The sequence below is a fragment of the Pseudomonas izuensis genome (assembly GCF_009861505.1).
In the GTDB taxonomy this organism is placed as follows: Bacteria; Pseudomonadota; Gammaproteobacteria; order Pseudomonadales; family Pseudomonadaceae; genus Aquipseudomonas; species Aquipseudomonas izuensis.
This window is the reverse complement of the sequence record NZ_WTFT01000011.1, coordinates 321511-339334: the sequence shown is the minus strand read 5'-3', so window position 1 is coordinate 339334 and position 17824 is coordinate 321511. Positions and strand designations below refer to the sequence as shown.

Genomic DNA, 17824 nt, shown 5'->3' with positions numbered 1-17824 from the left:
CCTCAGTTCTTGTTAGCCGACGGGGCGTGTCAGACGCGTTCGATCGCCAGGGCCAGACCCTGGCCGACGCCGACGCACATGGTCGCCAGACCTTTCTTGCCACCAGTTTTTTCCAACTGACGCAACGCGGTCAGCACCAGTCGCGCGCCCGTCATGCCCAATGGGTGACCCAAGGCAATCGCGCCGCCGTTCGGGTTGACCTGAGGTGCATCGTCCGCCAGGCCCAGTTCACGCAGCACCGCCAGGCCCTGGCTGGCGAAGGCTTCGTTGAGTTCGATCACATCGAAATCGCTGACCGCTACACCCAGGCGCTCGGTCAGTTTGCGTACCGCCGGCACCGGGCCGATGCCCATCACCCGTGGCGCAACACCGGCACTGGACATGCCCAACACTTTGGCGCGAGCGGTCAGGCCGTGTTTTTTCACCGCTTCGGCGCTGGCCAGGATCAACGCGGCGGCACCGTCATTGACGCCTGAGGAGTTGCCCGCCGTGACAGTTTTGTCCGGGCCGTTCACTGGCTTCAACTTGGCCAGGACTTCCAGGGAGGTGTCGGCGCGAGGATGCTCATCCTGGCTGACCACGGTTTCACCCTTCTTGTGGGCAATCCGCACTTCGACGATTTCTTCGGCGAAGAACCCGACGGCTTGCGCGGCGGCCGTGCGTTGCTGGCTGCGCAGGGCGAACGCGTCCTGGTCTTCGCGGGACACTTCGTAGTCCTGCGCGACGTTGTCGCCGGTCTGCGGCATCGCGTCCACGCCATACTGGGCTTTCATCAAGGGGTTGATGAAGCGCCAGCCGATGGTGGTGTCTTCGAGTTTCATGTTGCGCGAAAACGCCGCATCGGCCTTGCCCATCACGAACGGTGCGCGGGACATCGACTCGACGCCGCCGGCAATCGCCAGCTCCATTTCGCCACTGGCGATGGCGCGGAACGCGGTGCCGATGGCATCCATGCCCGACGCACAGAGGCGATTGAGGGTGACCCCGGGAATGGTTTCCGGCAGGCCGGCCAGCAGCAGCGCCATGCGCGCCACGTTACGGTTGTCTTCACCGGCCTGGTTGGCGCAGCCGAGGAACACTTCGTCCACCGCCGTCCAGTCCACGGTCGGGTTGCGCTCCATCAGTGCCTTGATCGGCACGGCGGCCAGATCGTCGGCACGAACTGCCGACAGGCCACCGCCGAAACGGCCGATGGGGGTACGAATCGCGTCGCAAATATAAACGTCACGCATCACGCTTCTCCAGGGGCTTGGCCGTGGGCCGCTGCGGTACGGGCTTCCAGATCGCGCAGGGCGGTCAATTCGATTTCGGTTGGCTCGGCAGTGGTGTCGACGCTGGCGGCAAAGCGAATCGGCCAACCGGTGGCGGCGACCACTTGCTCGCGGGTCACGCCCGGGTGCAGTGCAGTAACCACGAATTCATGGGTGCCCGCTTCCGGTTCCATGATGCACAGGTCGGTGATGATGCCGACCGGACCGGCACCCGGCAGACCCAGACGCTTGCGCGAATCGCCGCCCTCGCCATGGCCGACCGAGGTAATGAAGTCGAGCTTGTCGACGAACGAACGCGCCGATTGCTTGAGGATGATCAGCACGCTCTTGGCGGAACCGGCGATCTCCGGTGCACCACCGGCGCCCGGCAGGCGGACTTTCGGTGCGTGATAGTCGCCCACCACTGTGGTGTTGATGTTGCCGAAACGGTCGACCTGGGCCGCGCCGAGGAAACCGACGTCAATGCGACCGCCCTGCAGCCAGTAGCGGAAAATCTCGCCGGTCGGGACCACGGTGTCGGCGGTTTCCGCCAGTTCACCGTCGCCGATCGACAGCGGCAGCACGCTCGGCTTGGCGCCGATCGGACCCGATTCGTAAATCAGCACGACATCCGGCGAGGACGTCAGGCGCGCCAGGTTGGCCGCTTTCGATGGCAGGCCGATGCCCACGAAGCACACCGAACCGTTCTTCAGGCGACGGGCAGCGGCGACGGTCATCATTTCATTGGTGGTGTAAGTCATTACTTCGCCTCCGAAGCGGCGGCCAGTTTGGCCTGGAACTCGCTGAAGTCAGCGCTGCCGTGGATGTACTCGTTGATCCACGCGGTGAAGGTTTCACGGTCGCGGGCAATCGGGTCCCAGGCCTGGTAGAAGCGGTTGTCGCGTTCGTTGTAGCCGTGGGCGTAGGACGGATGCGCGCCACCCGGCACATGGCAGACGGCGCTCAAGGCCCAAGTCGGCAACACGCAGGAGTTCATCGGTGCATTCAAGTCGTCGACGATCTCTTCGACGGTGACGATGCAGCGCTTGGCAGCCAGCGCGGCTTCTTTCTGCACGCCGAGAATGCCCCACAGCAGCACGTTGCCCTTGCGGTCGGCTTTCTGCGCGTGAATCACGGTGATGTCCGGGCGCACCGAAGGCACCGCCGCCAGCACTTCACCGGTGAACGGGCAGGTCACGGACTTGATCAGCGGGTTGACCTTTGGCAAGTCGGAACCGGCGTAGGCACGCAGCACCGCAAACGGCAGGCCGGAGGCCCCTGCGACGTAGGCATTGGCCAGGTCGGCGTGGCTGTGTTCTTCGATTTCCAGCGCGTGTGGCCACTGCTTCTCGACTGCATCGCGCAGACGGTGCAGCGAACCGACACCCGGGTTACCACCCCAGGAGAAAATCAGCTTGCGGGCACAACCGGCACCGATCAACTGGTCGTAGATGAGGTCAGGGGTCATGCGCACCAGGGTCAGGTCTTTCTTGCCCTGGCGGATGATTTCGTGACCCGCCGCCGTCGGGATCAGGTGGGTAAAGCCTTCGAGCGCAACGGTATCGCCGTCGTTCACGAACTGCTTCACCGCGTCATGCAGCGAAAGAATTTCAGCCATTGGGGCAGGCTCCCATTTGTCATTAACCAACAGTGGTCGAAAAAGGCGCCGATGCGCAGCGCCGGAATGACTGAAGATTAAGCCTGTGAAAAACGCCAAACAATCCGATAATCGACTGAGCGTTCGATTATCGAACACATTGTTGCGTGCCTACCGATCCCAAAAGCATCGCGGGCAAGCCTTGCTCCCACAGGGTTAAGTGTGATCCTGTGGGAGCAAGGCTTGCCCGCGATGAGGCCATCAGCATCACTGAAGATTGCGGATCAACCTGTCAGGTCGCATCCGCATGACTGACCATGCCCTTGATCACCACCGCCGTGGTCGCCAGCGCCGCCGGGATCACCAACGCCGTCAGCACCTGCTCGAAATTCCAGCCCAGGCCCAGCAGCGTTGCGCCCATCCAGGCGCCAAGGATCGCGCCGAAGCGGCCGATACCCAGCATCCACGACACACCGGTGGCTCGCCCTTGGGTCGGATAAAACCGCGCGGCCAGTGACGGCATCGCCGATTGCGCACCGTTGACACACATCCCGGCCACCAGCACCAGGGTCGCCAGTACTGCGATGTTGCCCAGGCTCTGCCCCACCGCGTAGGCAAACACCCCGGCCAACAGGTAGAAAGTGCCGATGACCTTGTGCGGATTGAACCGATCCATCGCCCAACCCACGCCCACGGCGCTCAACACACCGCCGAACTGGAACAGCGCACCGATGAACGCGGCCTGCTCCATGCTCGCGCCACTGTCGCGCATCAGGGTCGGCAGCCAACTGGTCAACAGGTAAACAATCACCAGGCCCATGAAGTAGGTCAGCCACAGCAACAAGGTGCCGACGCTATAGGTACCGGAGAAGATCACTGCAAAGACATTGCGCGCTTTCACGGTTTTCTGTTCCGGCACGCTGAAGCTTGCGGCCTGGGCGACTACTACCGGGTCGATGGGCGCCAGCGCCTTGCGCACTTTGTCGGTACCGCGATTGCGGACGACGAGGTAGCGCGCCGATTCCGGCAGCCAGAGCAGCAAGACGACAGCAAGGATCAACGGCAAGATCCCGCCGATCAGCAACAGGCTGTGCCAGCCGAAGGCCGGAATCAGTTTGGCCGAAATGAACCCGCCACCGGCCATGCCCAAATTGAAACCGCAGAACATGCTGGTCACCAGCAGGGACTTCTTGCGCTCCGGCGTGTACTCCGACAGTAGCGTGGTGGCGTTCGGCATCCCGGCCCCCAGGCCCAGGCCAGTGAGGAAGCGCAGTACCAGCAACTGATCGACATTGGTGCTGTAGGCCGAGGCCAGACTGAACGCGCCGAACAACAACACGGCGCTCACCAGTACGATTTTTCGCCCGAAGCGGTCAGCCAATGGGCCGGAGCCCAGTGCGCCGAAAACCATGCCGATCAATGCCGCACTCATCACCGGGCCCAGGCTGGCGCGGTCGATGCCCCAATCCTGAGACAGGGCGGGGGCAATGAAGCCCATGGCGGCGGTGTCGAGGCCATCGAGGAAGACAATCAGGAAACAGAGGATCACTACGCGCCATTGGTAGCGCGAGATCGGTTGGGCATTGATGAAGGACTGCACGTCGAGGCAGTTTCCTACAGCAGACTGAGGCTGGTTCATTATTTTTATTCCATGCGAAGTACGCAGTCGTACAGGAGCCAGCCAATGCTGACGCAGCCGCGACAGTAATAATCCGCAGCAAACAGCGTCAATTCACCCAACGCGACTCCGTGCGATTATCGAACAGCTTAGGCAAACAACTGCGCGCTGAGGTCGCGGCTGGCACTCAACAAACCAGGGAGGAAACGCTGTTCCAGTTCGTTACGGCTGACTCGCCCCGCATGGGTACTGACGTTGAGTGCCGCGACCACCTGACCGGAAGCGTCGTACACCGGTACGGCAATCGAACGCAGACCCTGTTCGAGTTCCTGATCGACGATGCACCAACCTTGTTTGCGCACTTCCTGCAGGCACTCGAGCAACGCTTCAGGGGTATGGATAGTGCGACTGGTCTTGGCTTGCAGGTCGGCATGATCGAGGTATTCACCCAGCGATGTGTCATCCAGGGCGGCCAGCAAAATCCTGCCCATCGACGTGCAATAGGCTGGCAAGCGCCCGCCTACGGAGAGGTCCACCGAAATCAGACGCTGGGTCGTCGCCGAGCGGGCGATATAGAGAATGTCATCGCCTTCCAGGGTGGCCATGTTGCAGGCCTCATGCAGTTGCTCGCTCATGCGGTCCAGGTACGGCTGGGCAGAAACGGCCAGCGGCGTCGAGGAGACATAGGCATGGCCGAGGGTCAGCACCTTGGGCAGCAATGAATAGGTACGACCGTCGGTGGTGGCGTAGCCGAGTTTGATCAGGGTATGCAGGCAACGTCTGACAGCGGCGCGGGGAATTTCCGTGCGGTGACTGATCTGGGCGATGGTGAGGTGTCGCTTGCGCTCCTGAAACGCTTGCACCACAGCCAGCCCACGGGCCAGCGAGGTCATGAAGTCCGGGTCACCGGTCAGGGCCTGAATCCGCTTGGCTGGTGAAGCGACGATCGGCGGTGCCACTGAAGCGAAGGAATTGCGCAGTTGATCGTTCATATATGGTCCTTTCCCAAACGGATCAGCGACTATTACAAGCGGCATGGGCCCGGCAAACAACCCCGGCCAACCAAGATCGGGCGATTATCGAACCATCGACCGATAATCGCAATCGACCTCCTCCACCTCCCGCCTGCCCATCGGCCGAAATACGCAACCTTCCTTATATACTTTCGAGCAGACTGGAATGCGGTGTTAAAGGTGGATGTAGTTGCCTCCCAAGTTGTTCCGACTTAATGGCGCCAGAAAGGCATCGTTGCACGGTGACATCCGCCAGCGCGCTAGTTGCCATTGAAGTTGCGGGCAACAAAACAATCACACACCAAGATCCACTTTTAACTCTTTGGCGATAGTGTTCTGTGAATCGCTCGCTATAATGCAATTCAGTAGCCAGGCGATTTGTTGTTCGCCGATCCCGCTACCCGGTGCTGTGATGTTCCATCGCCACCGTCCCCGGCAAGCGTCCGACGCTGACTGCATCTGCATCGCCAACGCGCTCGCCGAAACAGGAATCTGATGCTACGTCAGCTATTTATCTCTGGTGCCGTGGCCGCCTGCAACATGGATGTACTGATTGCCCCTGCCGTAAAAACAATGCCCGCCTGGGCCTTGTCCTTCCGACGAGCGTGATCAATACATTGAACGCAGCGCGTTTCACCAGAATTCATCTCAACTCAATCAGGTAGCACTGTGACGAAAGACGAACTGCGCGCGGAACTTGAGCGCCAGGAACAACGCTACAAGGAAGTTTACGGCGGGGAAGTCACCACCTACGCCGCCCAGCCCGAACCGGAACGCAAACCCTGGCGTAAACGCGCCACCGTTCAGGATCAGGTTTTCAAGCAGGAACTGGAAAAAATGGAAAAGGAACTCAAAGCCGAAGAGCCATGAGCACCTCGGCTTGAAACCTTTCGGGGTCTGCACTTACACCCGTTAAAAGCGGGGTGTATTGATGTAGTCTTCTGCGCCCGCTACGAGCGGGCAGCGGCTACTTTGTCCATCTGACAGGGTAAAAGCCTCACATCTGACCTCCCTTTCAGAAATTTCACACAAGCGGTCCAATCGCTCCCCCAGGTGAGTGAAACCCTTGTGGCGACTGCGTTTCCAAAGAAATTCAATGACTTGCAAACCCCGAAAAATCGCCGGGGCTGCGGGCGTGGCTGCAAAATATTTCATTGAAGAATGTTACCGATGAGCAGCTAGTGCATCGATTTATAGTCTTTTCTGGCATAATCGCGCCCCCTTATGACCGGGTCAGAAAACCTTCATGATCGATTTATTCAGCGGACTGGATGCTTGGGTGCTTGTGAGCCTCTTGCTCGCCCTGGCTTTTGTCCTCGCCTTCGAGTTCATCAATGGATTTCATGACACCGCTAACGCGGTAGCCACTGTTATCTACACCAAAGCAATGCCGCCTCATCTGGCCGTGTTTTTTTCCGGTGTGTTCAATTTCCTCGGTGTCTTGCTGGGCGGCGTTGGCGTGGCGTATGCCATTGTCCACCTGCTGCCGGTAGAACTGCTGATCAACGTGAATACCGGCCATGGCCTGGCGATGGTGTTCTCGTTGCTCGCCGCAGCCATCACCTGGAACCTGGGCACCTGGTACTTCGGTATCCCCGCCTCCAGCTCCCACACGCTGATCGGTTCGATCCTCGGCGTAGGCCTGGCCAACGCCCTGATCAACGAGATTCCGTTGGCTGACGGCGTGAACTGGCAGAAGGCGATCGATATCGGTGCTTCGCTGGTGTTCTCGCCGATGGCAGGTTTCCTGATCGCCGCGCTGATACTGATCGGCCTCAAATGGTGGCGTCCGCTGTCAAAGATGCACAAGACGCCGGAACAGCGTCGCAAGATCGACGACAAGAAGCACCCTCCGTTCTGGAACCGCCTGGTACTGGTGATTTCGGCCATGGCCGTCAGCTTCGTGCACGGTTCCAACGACGGTCAGAAAGGTATCGGCCTGATCATGCTGGTGCTGATCGGTATCGTGCCTGCACAGTTCGTGCTCGACCTGAGCAGCACCACCTACCAGATCGAGCGTACCCGCGACGCCACCTTGCACTTGAGCCAGTTCTACAAGCGCAATGCCGATTCCCTGGGCGAGTTCCTGGCCCTGGGTAAAAGCGTGGAAGGCGATCTGCCGGAGAAATTCCGCTGCAACCCACAGCAGACCGAACCGACCATCGATGCCTTGCTCGGTACCCTGAAAGGCGTTGCGGATTACCACTCGCTGTCGTCGGAAAGCCGCATCGAAGTGCGCCGCTACCTGCTGTGCCTGGACGATACCGCGAAGAAGGTCAGCAAATTGCCATTCCTGGCCGCCCGCGAAAAGGCTGACCTGGACAAGCTGCGCAAGGATCTGACCACCACCACCGAATACGCGCCTTTCTGGGTGATTCTGGCGGTTGCACTGGCGCTGGGCCTGGGCACCATGGTGGGTTGGAAACGCGTGGTACTGACCATCGGCGAGAAGATCGGCAAGCAAGGCATGACCTACTCCCAGGGTATGTCGGCGCAGATCACCACCGCCAGCCTGATCGGCCTGGCCAACATCTTCAGCCTGCCGGTTTCCACCACCCATGTACTGTCCTCGGGCGTGGCCGGGACCATGGTCGCCAACAAAAGCGGCCTGCAAGGCGGCACCGTCAAAACCATCCTGCTGGCCTGGGTGCTGACCCTGCCAGCCACGGTCGCCCTGTCGGCGGGCCTGTTCTGGCTGGCTTCGAAGGCACTGGGTAGCTGATACGCTGCTGAATGAAAAAGGCGCGCTCCGTGAGGACCGCGCCTTTTTCATGTCCGCAGAACTACAATCAATCAGAAACCTGTGGGAGCTGAGCTTGCTCGCGATGAGGCCGTAACATTCAGCATCTTCGTTGAATGTTAAACCGCTATCGCGAGCAAGCTCAGCTCCCACAGGTGTTTTGCGTACTTGATAGAAATCGCAGACAAAAAAAAGGGCAACCTAAGTTGCCCAAAATGCCTTGCGTGCTCATTGCATCCAGAAAGACCTACGGTTTTCTCCGCTTGTGCGAATCCTTCCAGATAAAAAATCCGAACCCTGCAAAAAACACCAACATGAGGCTGACGGTCAGCACTCCGGCGATCACCACGTTGTCGAAAAACATGACGCCTCTCCTGCAGTTGCCTTGCTGCGATGGAGTTAAGGTAACCAATCGGGCAGGAGAGAATATTGACCGGGATCAATGTTGCCCGGGACCGGGCATATAAAGGAGGGGAAAAACTGATCCGCATCAACCGATGCGGGGGGGGGTCAACGTTTTTTCGGCTTGTTCTTCGATTTGGCTTTCGGGTTTTTCTTCGCTTTACCCAGAGGCATGGCCTGTTCGAACGCCTGGCGCATTTCATTCAGGCGCTTGTCGTTGAGGTCATGGACGCGCTTGGCGCGTTCGGCGTTGAGGTCGATCAGCTTGTCGTCTTGGCTCATGGCGTTCAGTGCATCGCTTGGAATGTTGTTCATCTGCCGCATCATTCGGCAGGGATTGCACCAATAATGCGGTCTGGCGACGGCGCTGACCAGTCGCGACCTCAAATCTCGATATCGACCCACAACCCCTGGCGCGGCTGATCTTCCATCAACGGTGCCACCGGCACGGTGTTGTCGGCATTGAGGTCATCACCGGGAATTGCCAGATACGCTTCGGGATCATCGTCGGCTTCACGGCGGCGACGCTCGCGCTCCTGCTGCCGACGCTGCTCCTCGCGCAACAGCAAGGCGGCTTCTTCGGAGTTGCGGTGCTTCAGGTCGATGGTACTGTCGCTTGAGCTTTCCTGCATGGGCACCACAGGCGCGATGTCCGGGCGCGGGCGGACCGGGTCGTGCTGGGAAGTGATTGGCACGGCGCTCAAGGGAAGCATCGGTGGCAGCATATTTATGGGTCTCCTGTGAGCAGGCTGTCGGCCGCCGGGATGGCGACTTGAGCCATCGGTCGCAAACTGTGACCCGATTGGCACTCGGTGGTGCCGTAGCCCACACAGCGTGCGTAAGTGGGCTAACGTAACCCCGAGAGTTTTTCTGAGAGTCCTTTGGCCCTGAAGCCCTCATTCCGTTAAGATAGCCCGCTTTTTCAAGGTGGGAGTCAGGCAGCATGGCGCAGCAGTATCAACCGGGGCAACGCTGGATCAGTGACAGCGAAGCCGAGCTGGGTTTAGGCACCGTTCTGGCACAGGACGGCCGCTTGTTGACCGTGCTCTACCCGGCCACTGGCGACACCCGCCAGTACGCGCTGCGAAATGCGCCCCTCACTCGCGTGCGCTTTTCGCCGGGTGACACCATCACTCACTTCGAAGGCTGGAAACTGACCGTCCGCGAAGTCGACGACATGGATGGCCTGCTGGTTTACCACGGCCTCAACGCCCAGAACGAAGTGGTCACACTGCCGGAAACCCAACTGTCGAACTTTATCCAGTTCCGCCTGGCCAGCGACCGCCTGTTCGCCGGGCAGATCGACCCGCTGGCCTGGTTCTCCCTGCGTTACCACACCCTCGAACACACCAGCCGCCAGTTGCAGTCCTCGCTGTGGGGCCTGGGTGGCGTGCGTGCGCAACCGATCGCGCACCAGTTGCACATCGCTCGCGAAGTCGCCGACCGTATCGCGCCACGGGTTCTGCTGGCGGACGAAGTGGGCCTGGGTAAAACCATCGAAGCCGGCCTGGTGATCCATCGCCAACTGCTCTCGGGTCGCGCCAATCGCGTGCTGATCCTGGTGCCGGAAAACCTTCAGCACCAGTGGCTGGTGGAGATGCGCCGCCGCTTTAATTTGCAGGTCGCGCTGTTCGACGAAGAACGCTTCATCGAAAGCGATGCCTCCAACCCGTTCGAAGACACCCAGCTCGCGCTGGTTGCACTGGAATGGCTGGTGGACGACGAGAAGGCCCAGGATGCGCTGTTCGCCGCTGGTTGGGACTTGCTGGTGGTCGACGAAGCGCACCACCTGGTGTGGCATGAAGATCAGGTCAGCCCTGAATACTCGCTGGTCGAACAACTCGCCGAAACCATTCCCGGCGTGCTGCTGTTGACCGCGACCCCGGAACAACTGGGCCAGGACAGTCACTTCGCCCGTCTGCGCCTGCTCGACCCGAACCGTTTCCATGACCTGCATGCATTCCGCGCCGAGAGCGAAAACTATCGCCCGGTGGCCGAAGCCGTTCAGGAGCTGCTGGACCAGGGACGTTTGTCGCCGCAAGCCCACAAGACCATCCACGGTTTCCTCGGCAACGAAGGCGAAGCCTTGCTGGAAGCGGTCAACGATGGCGACACCGAAGCCAGCGCCCGCCTGGTGCGCGAACTGCTCGACCGCCACGGCACCGGCCGCGTGCTGTTCCGTAATACCCGTGCCGCTGTGCAGGGTTTCCCGGAACGCAAACTGCACCCCTACCCGTTGCCGTGCCCGGACGAATACCTCGAATTGCCGTTGGGCGATCACGCCGAGCTGTACCCGGAAGTCAGCTTCCAGGCCCAGCCGGACGCCAGCGAAGAAGAGCGCTGGTGGAAATTCGACCCGCGTGTCGAATGGCTGATCGACCAGCTGAAAATGCTCAAGCGCACCAAAGTGCTGGTGATCTGCGCCCACGCAGAAACCGCCATGGACCTGGAAGACGCCCTGCGTGTGCGTTCCGGCATCCCGGCCACGGTGTTCCACGAGGGCATGAACATCCTCGAACGCGACCGTGCCGCCGCCTACTTCGCCGACGAAGAGTTTGGCGCGCAAGTGCTGATCTGCTCGGAAATCGGCAGTGAAGGCCGCAACTTCCAGTTCTCCCATCACCTGGTACTGTTCGACCTGCCGTCCCACCCGGACCTGCTGGAACAGCGTATTGGTCGTCTGGACCGGATCGGCCAGAAACACATCATCGAACTGCACGTCCCGTATCTGGAAACCAGCCCGCAAGAGCGCCTGTTCCAGTGGTACCACGAGGCGCTCAATGCGTTCCTCAACACCTGCCCGACCGGCAACGCCTTGCAGCATCAGTTCGGCCCGCGCCTGCTACCGCTGCTGGAAGAGGCCGACGATGCAGAATGGCAAACGCTGATCGACGAAGCGCGTACCGAGCGCGAGCGTCTGGAAGCTGAACTGCACACCGGTCGCGACCGCTTGCTGGAGCTCAATTCCGGCGGCGCTGGCGAAGGCGAAGCACTGGTTGAAGCGATTCTCGAGCAGGACGACCAGTTCGCCCTGCCGATCTACATGGAAACCCTGTTCGACGCTTTCGGCATCGACAGCGAGGACCATTCGGAAAACGCCCTGATCCTCAAGCCGAGCGAAAAAATGCTCGATGCCAGCTTCCCGCTGGGCGATGACGAAGGCGTGACCATCACCTACGACCGCAACCAGGCGCTGTCGCGCGAAGACATGCAGTTCATCACCTGGGAACACCCGATGGTGCAGGGCGGCATGGACCTGGTGTTGTCCGGTTCCATGGGCAACACCGCGGTGGCGTTGATCAAGAACAAGGCGCTGAAACCCGGCACCGTGTTGCTGGAACTGCTCTACGTCAGCGAAGTGGTCGCGCCACGCTCGCTGCAATTGGGGCGTTACCTGCCGCCGGCCGCCCTGCGCTGCCTGCTCGATGCCAATGGCAATGACCTGTCGGCCCGCGTGTCGTTCGAAACCCTGAACGATCAACTGGAAAGCGTTCCCCGCGCCAGCGCCAACAAGTTTATCCAGGCCCAGCGCGATCAGTTGACGCCACGGATCAACGCCGGCGAAGACAAAATCTATCCGCGCCATGCCGAGCGCGTGGCCGAGGCGCAACGTCGCCTGGCAGCCGATACCGATGAAGAACTGGCGCGCCTGACCGCGTTGCAAGCGGTCAACCCGACCGTACGCGACAGCGAACTGGTTGCCCTGCGTAAGCAGCGTGAACAAGGCCTGGCCATGCTCGACAAGGCTGCGCTGCGGCTGGAAGCGATCCGGGTGTTGGTGGCGGGTTAAGCCCCCCAGCTCCACCGATAAACAAAAAGGCCCGCAGCGATGCGGGCCTTTTTGTTTGCTTGAGTTTTGTGGTTGCTGTTGATGGCCTCTTCGCGAGCAGGCTCGCTCCTGCAGGGGAATACATTCCAAATGTGGGAGTGAGCCTGCTCGCGATGGCGATTACGCAGTCGCCGCAGCACCCTCTGGCTCAACCACAGCCACCAACCCATCCTTCATCCGCTTGGCATCGCGCACAAAACACCGCGATGCCAACACCAGAAACACCATGGTGAAAAACAACGCCACCGGGATCAGATACATCGCATCATGCAGGCCGACCGCCTTGAATGCCTCGGTCATCTGTTCGGCTCCAGCCGAAAGCATGGCCGTATGCGCAAAATGATCGGACAAGGCACCGACCACCACCGGCCCCAGCCCACCGCCCAGCAGATACAACCCGGCGAAGAACAGTGCCATGGCTGTCGCCCGCAGGCGCGGCTCGACCACGTCCTGGATTGCCGTGTAAACGCAGGTGTAGAAGTTATAGGCAAACAGCCAGCCCACACTGAACACCGCCACGAACACACCGATTTCGATCCGCCCCGAATGCAGCGCCCATGCCGTGCACAGGGTGGAAATGATCAGACTGAACGCGGCGAACAACAGACGACCATTGGCAACGCGTTGGTGGATTTTGTCTGCGATCCAGCCACCCAGGGTCAGTCCTACCAGGCCGGTTACACCGACGATGACCCCGGTCGCCACCGCTGCTTCCTGCAATGGCATCAGGAAATAGCGTTGCAGCATCGGCACCAGAAACGAGTTGCAGGCATAAGTGGCGAAGTTGAAGCACAGCCCGGCCAGCACGAGCCACAGGAAAGTCGGCACCGCGAGGACACGGCGGATCGGACGGTCAACCTTCTCCTGCGACACCTGCACGCTTTCTGCGGCACCGCGTTTGGGCTCCTTGATGTAGAACATGAAGATCGCCAGGATCAACCCCGGCACCGCGGCGATAAAGAACGGCGCGCGCCAGCTGTCGAACGCCTTGACCATCGCACCGATGGTGAAGAACGCCAGCAACAGCCCCAGCGGCAGCCCGAGCATGAAAATCCCCATGGCCCGCGCCCGGCGATGCGCCGGAAACAAATCGCCGATCAGCGAGTTGGCGGCCGGTGCATAACTGGCTTCACCGATGCCGATGCCCATGCGCACGAGCAGAAAGCTCCAGAAACTGCCGACCATGCCATTGACCGCGGTCAGCCCGCTCCACACCGCCAGGCCCCAGCCCATCAGTTTGCTGCGCGAACCGGTGTCGGCCATTCGCCCCAGGGGCAGGCCGGCGATCGCGTAGACAATAGTGAATGCAGTGCCGATGATGCCCAGCTGGAAATCGCTGAGATGCCATTCCATCCGGATCGGTTCAATGATGATGGCCGGGATGGTGCGGTCGAAAAAGTTGAACAGGTTGGCCAGGAACAACAGGAACAGAATGCGCCAGGCATTCGCCGCTTGGGTCGAGTTCTGCATGGGTCCGTCTCTTTTATTGTTATTGGGGCGTCACTGTCCCCGGTAACAGCAATCTAGACAGGCCCGCCACAGCTGTCTGTCATTATTCGCAAGGCTGATACCAGCCCATGGCAAAACAACGCACAATCGCCGCCCCCGCCCACCGGCGAGGCTCAATGTTCATTGGCCCGAGGGGAATGTTTTCACCGCACTGCCATCCCTTGAAAAATACTTTTCGCCCCCCCTTTCCAAGCCGCTGGCGAAGCCTAGAATAGCGGCCTTGTCTGCCCTCAGCGCCCCCCACCCCTCCTAAGATAAATACCCATGTCCGATGCCAGTCCGTGCCTGAATTGCGGTGCCTGCTGTTCTCATTTTCGCGTGTCATTTTTTTGGGGTGAATGCGCTTCGTCCGGAGGGACAGTGCCCGATGAGCTTGTCGCACAAATAAGCCCCAGCCGGGTCGCCATGCTGGGCACCGAGTGCAAACCCGTGCGCTGCGTCAGTCTGACAGGGGACGTAGGCAGTACGGTGCAATGCTCGATCTACGAAAAACGCTCGAGCACTTGCCGGGAATTCGAAGCGTCCTGGACCGATGGCCAGCCCAACCCCGATTGCGACGCAGCCCGGGCGGCGTTCGGCCTGGCGGCGCTGGAGCCCGCATTCCAGATGCCTGAGAAGCAGATCGCCTGATACTTAGCACTAATCGCTATTAGCGTAATGCCGAAATCATTGGCACCAATGTGCCACTACGTCTTGCGCTCCCTGCATGCCCTCTATACTTCAGGACATTCGTCGGCGCTGCTTGCGTCGGCCAGGAATACAACATGGGGCATGCTATGGAGTGGCTTGGTCTGCATTTCATTACCGAGCTGCCAGAGAGCGGGCAGGTCATACTCAATTGCATACATGACCCTTTTCTGGTGCTACTGGCTTATCTGGTCGCCTGTGCCGGCAGTTTCGCCACGCTGGACATGGCCGAACGGGTCGCGCATGCGGAAAATGCCGCTTCCCGGCGACTCTGGCGCTGGGTCGGTGCCGGGTGCCTGGCCGGCGGGATCTGGGCCATGCACTTCATCGGCATGCTGGCGTTCCAGGCGCCAGTCAACGTGCATTACCTGTTGCCCATCACCCTTGTCTCCCTCCTGATCGCCCTGCTCACGTCATGGTTGGCGATGCATACACTCAGTCGTCCTGCCTTGAACTTCTGGCAATGCCTCAAGGCTTCAGTCTGGATCGGCCTGGGCATCGCCACGATGCATTACGTGGGCATGTCCGCCCTGCGCTCACAGGCGATGGTCTACTACCAACCGACCATGTTCGCCCTCTCTATCCTGGTGGCGATTGCCGCCAGCCTGGCGGCGTTGCTGCTGGCGAGCTACTTGCGCAACGGTGTCGGCATGTTCCATCAACTGCTCAAGTACGGCGCCAGCCTGGTACTCGGGACAGGCATCATCAGCATGCATTTCACCGGCATGGCCGCGTTCAATCTGGTGTTGCCAAGCGGTAGTCTCCTGACCCAGCCCGGGGAAAACAATCACCTGCAACTGGGCCTGACGGTCGCGGTGATGACCCTGCTGATCATTGGCAGCTGCATCAGTGCGGCGTTGGCAGACAAGAAGCTGCAACATAAGGAGCATGACCTGCAACGGGTCAATTCACTGCTCAGCCAGCTGGATCAGGCGCGCATGTCGCTGCAACAGGTGGCGCACTTTGACCCCCTGACCAACCTGACCAACCGCCGCGGCTTCAATCAGCTCTTCGCCGAGAAACTCAGCGAGAAAACCCATGCAGGCGGCATGCTCGCCGTGCTGTTTCTCGACATCGATCATTTCAAGCGCATCAACGACAGCCTCGGCCATGACGCGGGCGACGAATTGCTCAAGGTGCTGGCCAGCCATATCAAAGGCTCGGTGCGCAGTCACGAAGATGTGGTGGCACGCTTCGGTGGCGACGAATTCTGCATGCTCATCAACCTCAATGATCGCGAAGAAGCGCGGCACATGGCTCAGCGCATCATGCAAAAAATGAAGGAGCCCATCGAGCTGGCCGGGCGGCGCATGGTCATGACCACCAGTATCGGCATCAGCCTGTTTCCCGATGACGGCAAGACCTGCGATGAGCTGCTGAAAAACGCCGACCTGGCGCTGTACCAATCCAAGGGTAGCGGCCGCAACGGCCTGAACTTCTTCAGCGCCAACCTCAAGGCCCGCGCCACGCTGGAACTGCAACTGGAGGAAGAATTGCGCAACGCCCTGCGCGAAGACACCGGCCTGATGCTCTATTACCAGCCGATCTACGACCTGAAAACCGGCGAGGTCAGCAAGCTTGAAGCGTTGATTCGCTGGCAACACCCGGTCCACGGATTCCTCGCACCGGACCGCTTCATCCCCATTGCCGAGGCCAACGGCCTGATCACCGAACTGGACAACTGGGTGCTGCGCAAGGCCTGTGTAGACCTCGCCGAGTTGTCGTACCAGGGATGCGAAGCCCTGAAGATTGCCGTGAACTGCTCGCCCCTGAGCCTGGCGCGCGAAGAGCTGGCCGGTCAAATCGAACAGGCATTGCGCAGCACCGGGGTCGCACCGCAACGGCTGGAGCTGGAGGTGACCGAGAATGCGTTGATGGGCAATATTGCCGACACCCTGGTACAGCTGCGACAGATTCGCGCCTTGGGCGTTTCGCTGTCGATCGATGATTTCGGCACCGGTTATTCGTCCCTGGCCTACCTCAAGCGCTTGCCGCTCAATACGCTGAAAATCGACCGTTCATTCATACAGGACATCCCCAAGTCGACCCAGGACATGGAGATCGTCCAGGCAATTATCGCCATGGCCCATACCCTGCATCTGGAGGTGGTTACCGAAGGCGTCGAAACCTTCGAGCAATACCAGTTTCTCGAATGCCATGGTTGCGACTTCGTTCAGGGTTATCTGCTCAGCCGCCCGGTGCCGCTGGTTGAATTACTTCCGGTGCTGAATGAAATCAACCAGCGCAAACACACCTATACGCTTACGTCCTTGAGTCTGGTTCACGGTACATCTGCACTAATGTAGAGGGATCTTTTTCCAGGAACCCCTGCCCGCCATGCAACCGCATCAGCTGTGCCGCCAGGCCACTAATGGGTGTCGCCGAACCCTGCTCGCGGGAAAACTTCACCGCCGTGTCCAGATCCTTGAGCAAGGTTCGCACGTGCCATTTCACCGGTTCAAAACGGCTTTCGGCCATTTGCGGGGCAAGAATCTGCAAGGGTTTCGAATCGGCAAAGCCTCCGGCCAGCGCCTCGGCAATCAGGCTCGCATCGACGCCGGAACGCTCCGCCAGCGCCACCACTTCGGCAATTACCAAGGCGTTGCAGGCCACGATCATCTGATTGCAGGCCTTAGTCACCTGCCCCGCTCCGACAGCCCCCATGTGCGTCACCCGCTGCCCCAGGCTCAACAACACAGGCCTGATGCGTTCGAGATTTTCCGCGTCGCCACCGACCATGATCGCCAGGCTGCCGGCCTCGGCGCCGACCACACCACCGGATACCGGGGCGTCGAGCCAGGCCATGCCGGTTTTACTGACGAGTTCCGCCGCCATTTCCCGGGTTGCGGTAGGTTCCAGGCTGGAGAAATCCACCAGCAGCTGGCCATTTTTCGCGCCTTCGACCACCCCGGCAGGGCCAAACACCACTTCACGCACCACCCAGGTATCCGCCAGGCACAACATCACGACGTCGGCGTGCTGGCACAACTCTGCCGGCGTAGCGACCTGGCGGGCACCGGCCTCGACCAATGGTGTGCATTTGTCCGGATTACGGTTCCACACCGTCAGCGGATAACCCGCCGCCAGCAGGCGCCGACACATCGGCAACCCCATCAGACCGATTCCGGCAAACCCCAGTGAAGGTAGCGCTGACATCATTTTGCCTCTTCTTGATTAAA

At 60.2% G+C, this 17824-nt stretch carries 14 protein-coding genes and 1 pseudogene; 5 read left to right on the top strand and 10 right to left on the bottom strand.

Annotated elements, in window-relative coordinates; translation table 11 throughout:
* Positions 1–29 precede the first annotated feature (29 nt).
* From pcaF to pcaR, 5 genes are all read right to left on the bottom strand, one after another.
* The gene (pcaF, locus tag GPL81_RS11990; protein ID WP_178122584.1) at positions 30–1235 is read right to left on the bottom strand and encodes a 3-oxoadipyl-CoA thiolase; all 1206 of its coding nucleotides are present in this window, start codon (positions 1233–1235) and stop codon (positions 30–32) included.
* Complete coding sequence (locus GPL81_RS11985) at positions 1232–2011, bottom strand: CoA-transferase subunit beta (RefSeq protein ID WP_160106867.1); 780 nt, start codon at positions 2009–2011, stop codon at positions 1232–1234. The genes pcaF and GPL81_RS11985 overlap by 4 nt, the downstream gene beginning before the upstream one ends.
* The gene (locus GPL81_RS11980; RefSeq protein ID WP_008054173.1) at positions 2011–2868 is read right to left on the bottom strand and encodes a CoA transferase subunit A; all 858 of its coding nucleotides are present in this window, start codon (positions 2866–2868) and stop codon (positions 2011–2013) included. The genes GPL81_RS11985 and GPL81_RS11980 overlap by 1 nt, the downstream gene beginning before the upstream one ends.
* A 271-nt stretch (positions 2869–3139) precedes the next feature.
* On the bottom strand, positions 3140–4486 hold the full coding sequence (gene pcaK / locus GPL81_RS11975; protein ID WP_160106866.1) for a 4-hydroxybenzoate transporter PcaK: 1347 nt from the start codon (positions 4484–4486) through the stop codon (positions 3140–3142).
* Between the two features lie 128 nt (positions 4487–4614).
* Positions 4615–5457, bottom strand: coding sequence for a pca regulon transcriptional regulator PcaR (pcaR, locus tag GPL81_RS11970; RefSeq protein WP_096513074.1), 843 nt, complete (start codon positions 5455–5457; stop codon positions 4615–4617).
* Between the two features lie 690 nt (positions 5458–6147).
* Between pcaR and GPL81_RS11965 the strand changes: the two genes are divergently transcribed.
* The gene (locus tag GPL81_RS11965; protein ID WP_008056863.1) at positions 6148–6348 is read left to right on the top strand and encodes a hypothetical protein; all 201 of its coding nucleotides are present in this window, start codon (positions 6148–6150) and stop codon (positions 6346–6348) included.
* 376 nt (positions 6349–6724) lie between these two features.
* The gene (locus GPL81_RS11960) at positions 6725–8200 is read left to right on the top strand and encodes an inorganic phosphate transporter (protein ID WP_160106865.1); all 1476 of its coding nucleotides are present in this window, start codon (positions 6725–6727) and stop codon (positions 8198–8200) included.
* Positions 8201–8465: 265 nt separating this feature from the next.
* Here the strand turns inward: GPL81_RS11960 and ccoM are convergent, their stop codons facing one another.
* From ccoM to GPL81_RS11950, 3 genes are all read right to left on the bottom strand, one after another.
* The gene (gene ccoM / locus GPL81_RS31715) at positions 8466–8582 is read right to left on the bottom strand and encodes a cytochrome c oxidase subunit CcoM (protein WP_281355032.1); all 117 of its coding nucleotides are present in this window, start codon (positions 8580–8582) and stop codon (positions 8466–8468) included.
* Positions 8583–8728: 146 nt separating this feature from the next.
* Positions 8729–8935, bottom strand: coding sequence for a hypothetical protein (locus tag GPL81_RS11955; RefSeq protein WP_157755743.1), 207 nt, complete (start codon positions 8933–8935; stop codon positions 8729–8731).
* A 68-nt stretch (positions 8936–9003) separates the two neighbouring features.
* On the bottom strand, positions 9004–9345 hold the full coding sequence (locus GPL81_RS11950) for an aspartate-semialdehyde dehydrogenase (RefSeq protein WP_160106864.1): 342 nt from the start codon (positions 9343–9345) through the stop codon (positions 9004–9006).
* 218 nt (positions 9346–9563) lie between these two features.
* On the opposite strand from GPL81_RS11950, the gene rapA reads away from it, so the two are divergent.
* Positions 9564–12410 carry an RNA polymerase-associated protein RapA gene (rapA, locus tag GPL81_RS11945; protein WP_096513077.1) on the top strand — a complete coding sequence of 949 codons (2847 nt, stop codon included), beginning with the start codon at positions 9564–9566 and terminating at the stop codon, positions 12408–12410.
* Positions 12411–12569: 159 nt separating this feature from the next.
* On the opposite strand, the gene GPL81_RS11940 is transcribed toward rapA, so the two are convergent.
* The gene (locus GPL81_RS11940) at positions 12570–13919 is read right to left on the bottom strand and encodes a spinster family MFS transporter (protein ID WP_160106863.1); all 1350 of its coding nucleotides are present in this window, start codon (positions 13917–13919) and stop codon (positions 12570–12572) included.
* A 303-nt stretch (positions 13920–14222) separates the two neighbouring features.
* Here GPL81_RS11940 and GPL81_RS11935 point away from each other — a divergent pair, with 303 nt between their 5' ends.
* A complete protein-coding gene (locus GPL81_RS11935; protein WP_160106862.1) occupies positions 14223–14588 on the top strand; it encodes a YkgJ family cysteine cluster protein in 366 nt (121 codons plus the stop codon).
* A gap of 146 nt (positions 14589–14734) precedes the next feature.
* Positions 14735–16948 (top strand): annotated as a pseudogene (locus tag GPL81_RS11930) (putative bifunctional diguanylate cyclase/phosphodiesterase); the annotation flags it as partial.
* Here the strand turns inward: GPL81_RS11930 and GPL81_RS11925 are convergent.
* Positions 16908–17804, bottom strand: a complete 897-nt coding sequence (locus tag GPL81_RS11925; protein ID WP_160106860.1) for an NAD(P)-dependent oxidoreductase — start codon at positions 17802–17804, stop codon at positions 16908–16910. The pseudogene GPL81_RS11930 and the gene GPL81_RS11925 sit on opposite strands and share 41 nt — an antisense overlap.
* Between the last annotated feature and the right edge of the window lie 20 nt (positions 17805–17824).

What these genes read in the sequence shown, in the direction of transcription:
- GPL81_RS11985 (WP_160106867.1), bottom strand. Translation starts at nt 2,011, where the DNA reads ATGACTTACACCACCAATGAAATGATGACCGTCGCCGCTGCCCGTCGC.
- GPL81_RS11980 (WP_008054173.1), bottom strand. Translation starts at nt 2,868, where the DNA reads ATGGCTGAAATTCTTTCGCTGCATGACGCGGTGAAGCAGTTCGTGAAC.
- pcaK (WP_160106866.1), bottom strand. Translation starts at nt 4,486, where the DNA reads ATGAACCAGCCTCAGTCTGCTGTAGGAAACTGCCTCGACGTGCAGTCC.
- pcaR (WP_096513074.1), bottom strand. Translation starts at nt 5,457, where the DNA reads ATGAACGATCAACTGCGCAATTCCTTCGCTTCAGTGGCACCGCCGATC.
- GPL81_RS11960 (WP_160106865.1), top strand. Translation starts at nt 6,725, where the DNA reads ATGATCGATTTATTCAGCGGACTGGATGCTTGGGTGCTTGTGAGCCTC.
- ccoM (WP_281355032.1), bottom strand. Translation starts at nt 8,582, where the DNA reads ATGTTTTTCGACAACGTGGTGATCGCCGGAGTGCTGACCGTCAGCCTC.
- GPL81_RS11955 (WP_157755743.1), bottom strand. Translation starts at nt 8,935, where the DNA reads ATGAACAACATTCCAAGCGATGCACTGAACGCCATGAGCCAAGACGAC.
- GPL81_RS11950 (WP_160106864.1), bottom strand. Translation starts at nt 9,345, where the DNA reads ATGCTGCCACCGATGCTTCCCTTGAGCGCCGTGCCAATCACTTCCCAG.
- rapA (WP_096513077.1), top strand. Translation starts at nt 9,564, where the DNA reads ATGGCGCAGCAGTATCAACCGGGGCAACGCTGGATCAGTGACAGCGAA.
- GPL81_RS11940 (WP_160106863.1), bottom strand. Translation starts at nt 13,919, where the DNA reads ATGCAGAACTCGACCCAAGCGGCGAATGCCTGGCGCATTCTGTTCCTG.
- GPL81_RS11935 (WP_160106862.1), top strand. Translation starts at nt 14,223, where the DNA reads ATGTCCGATGCCAGTCCGTGCCTGAATTGCGGTGCCTGCTGTTCTCAT.
- GPL81_RS11925 (WP_160106860.1), bottom strand. Translation starts at nt 17,804, where the DNA reads ATGATGTCAGCGCTACCTTCACTGGGGTTTGCCGGAATCGGTCTGATG.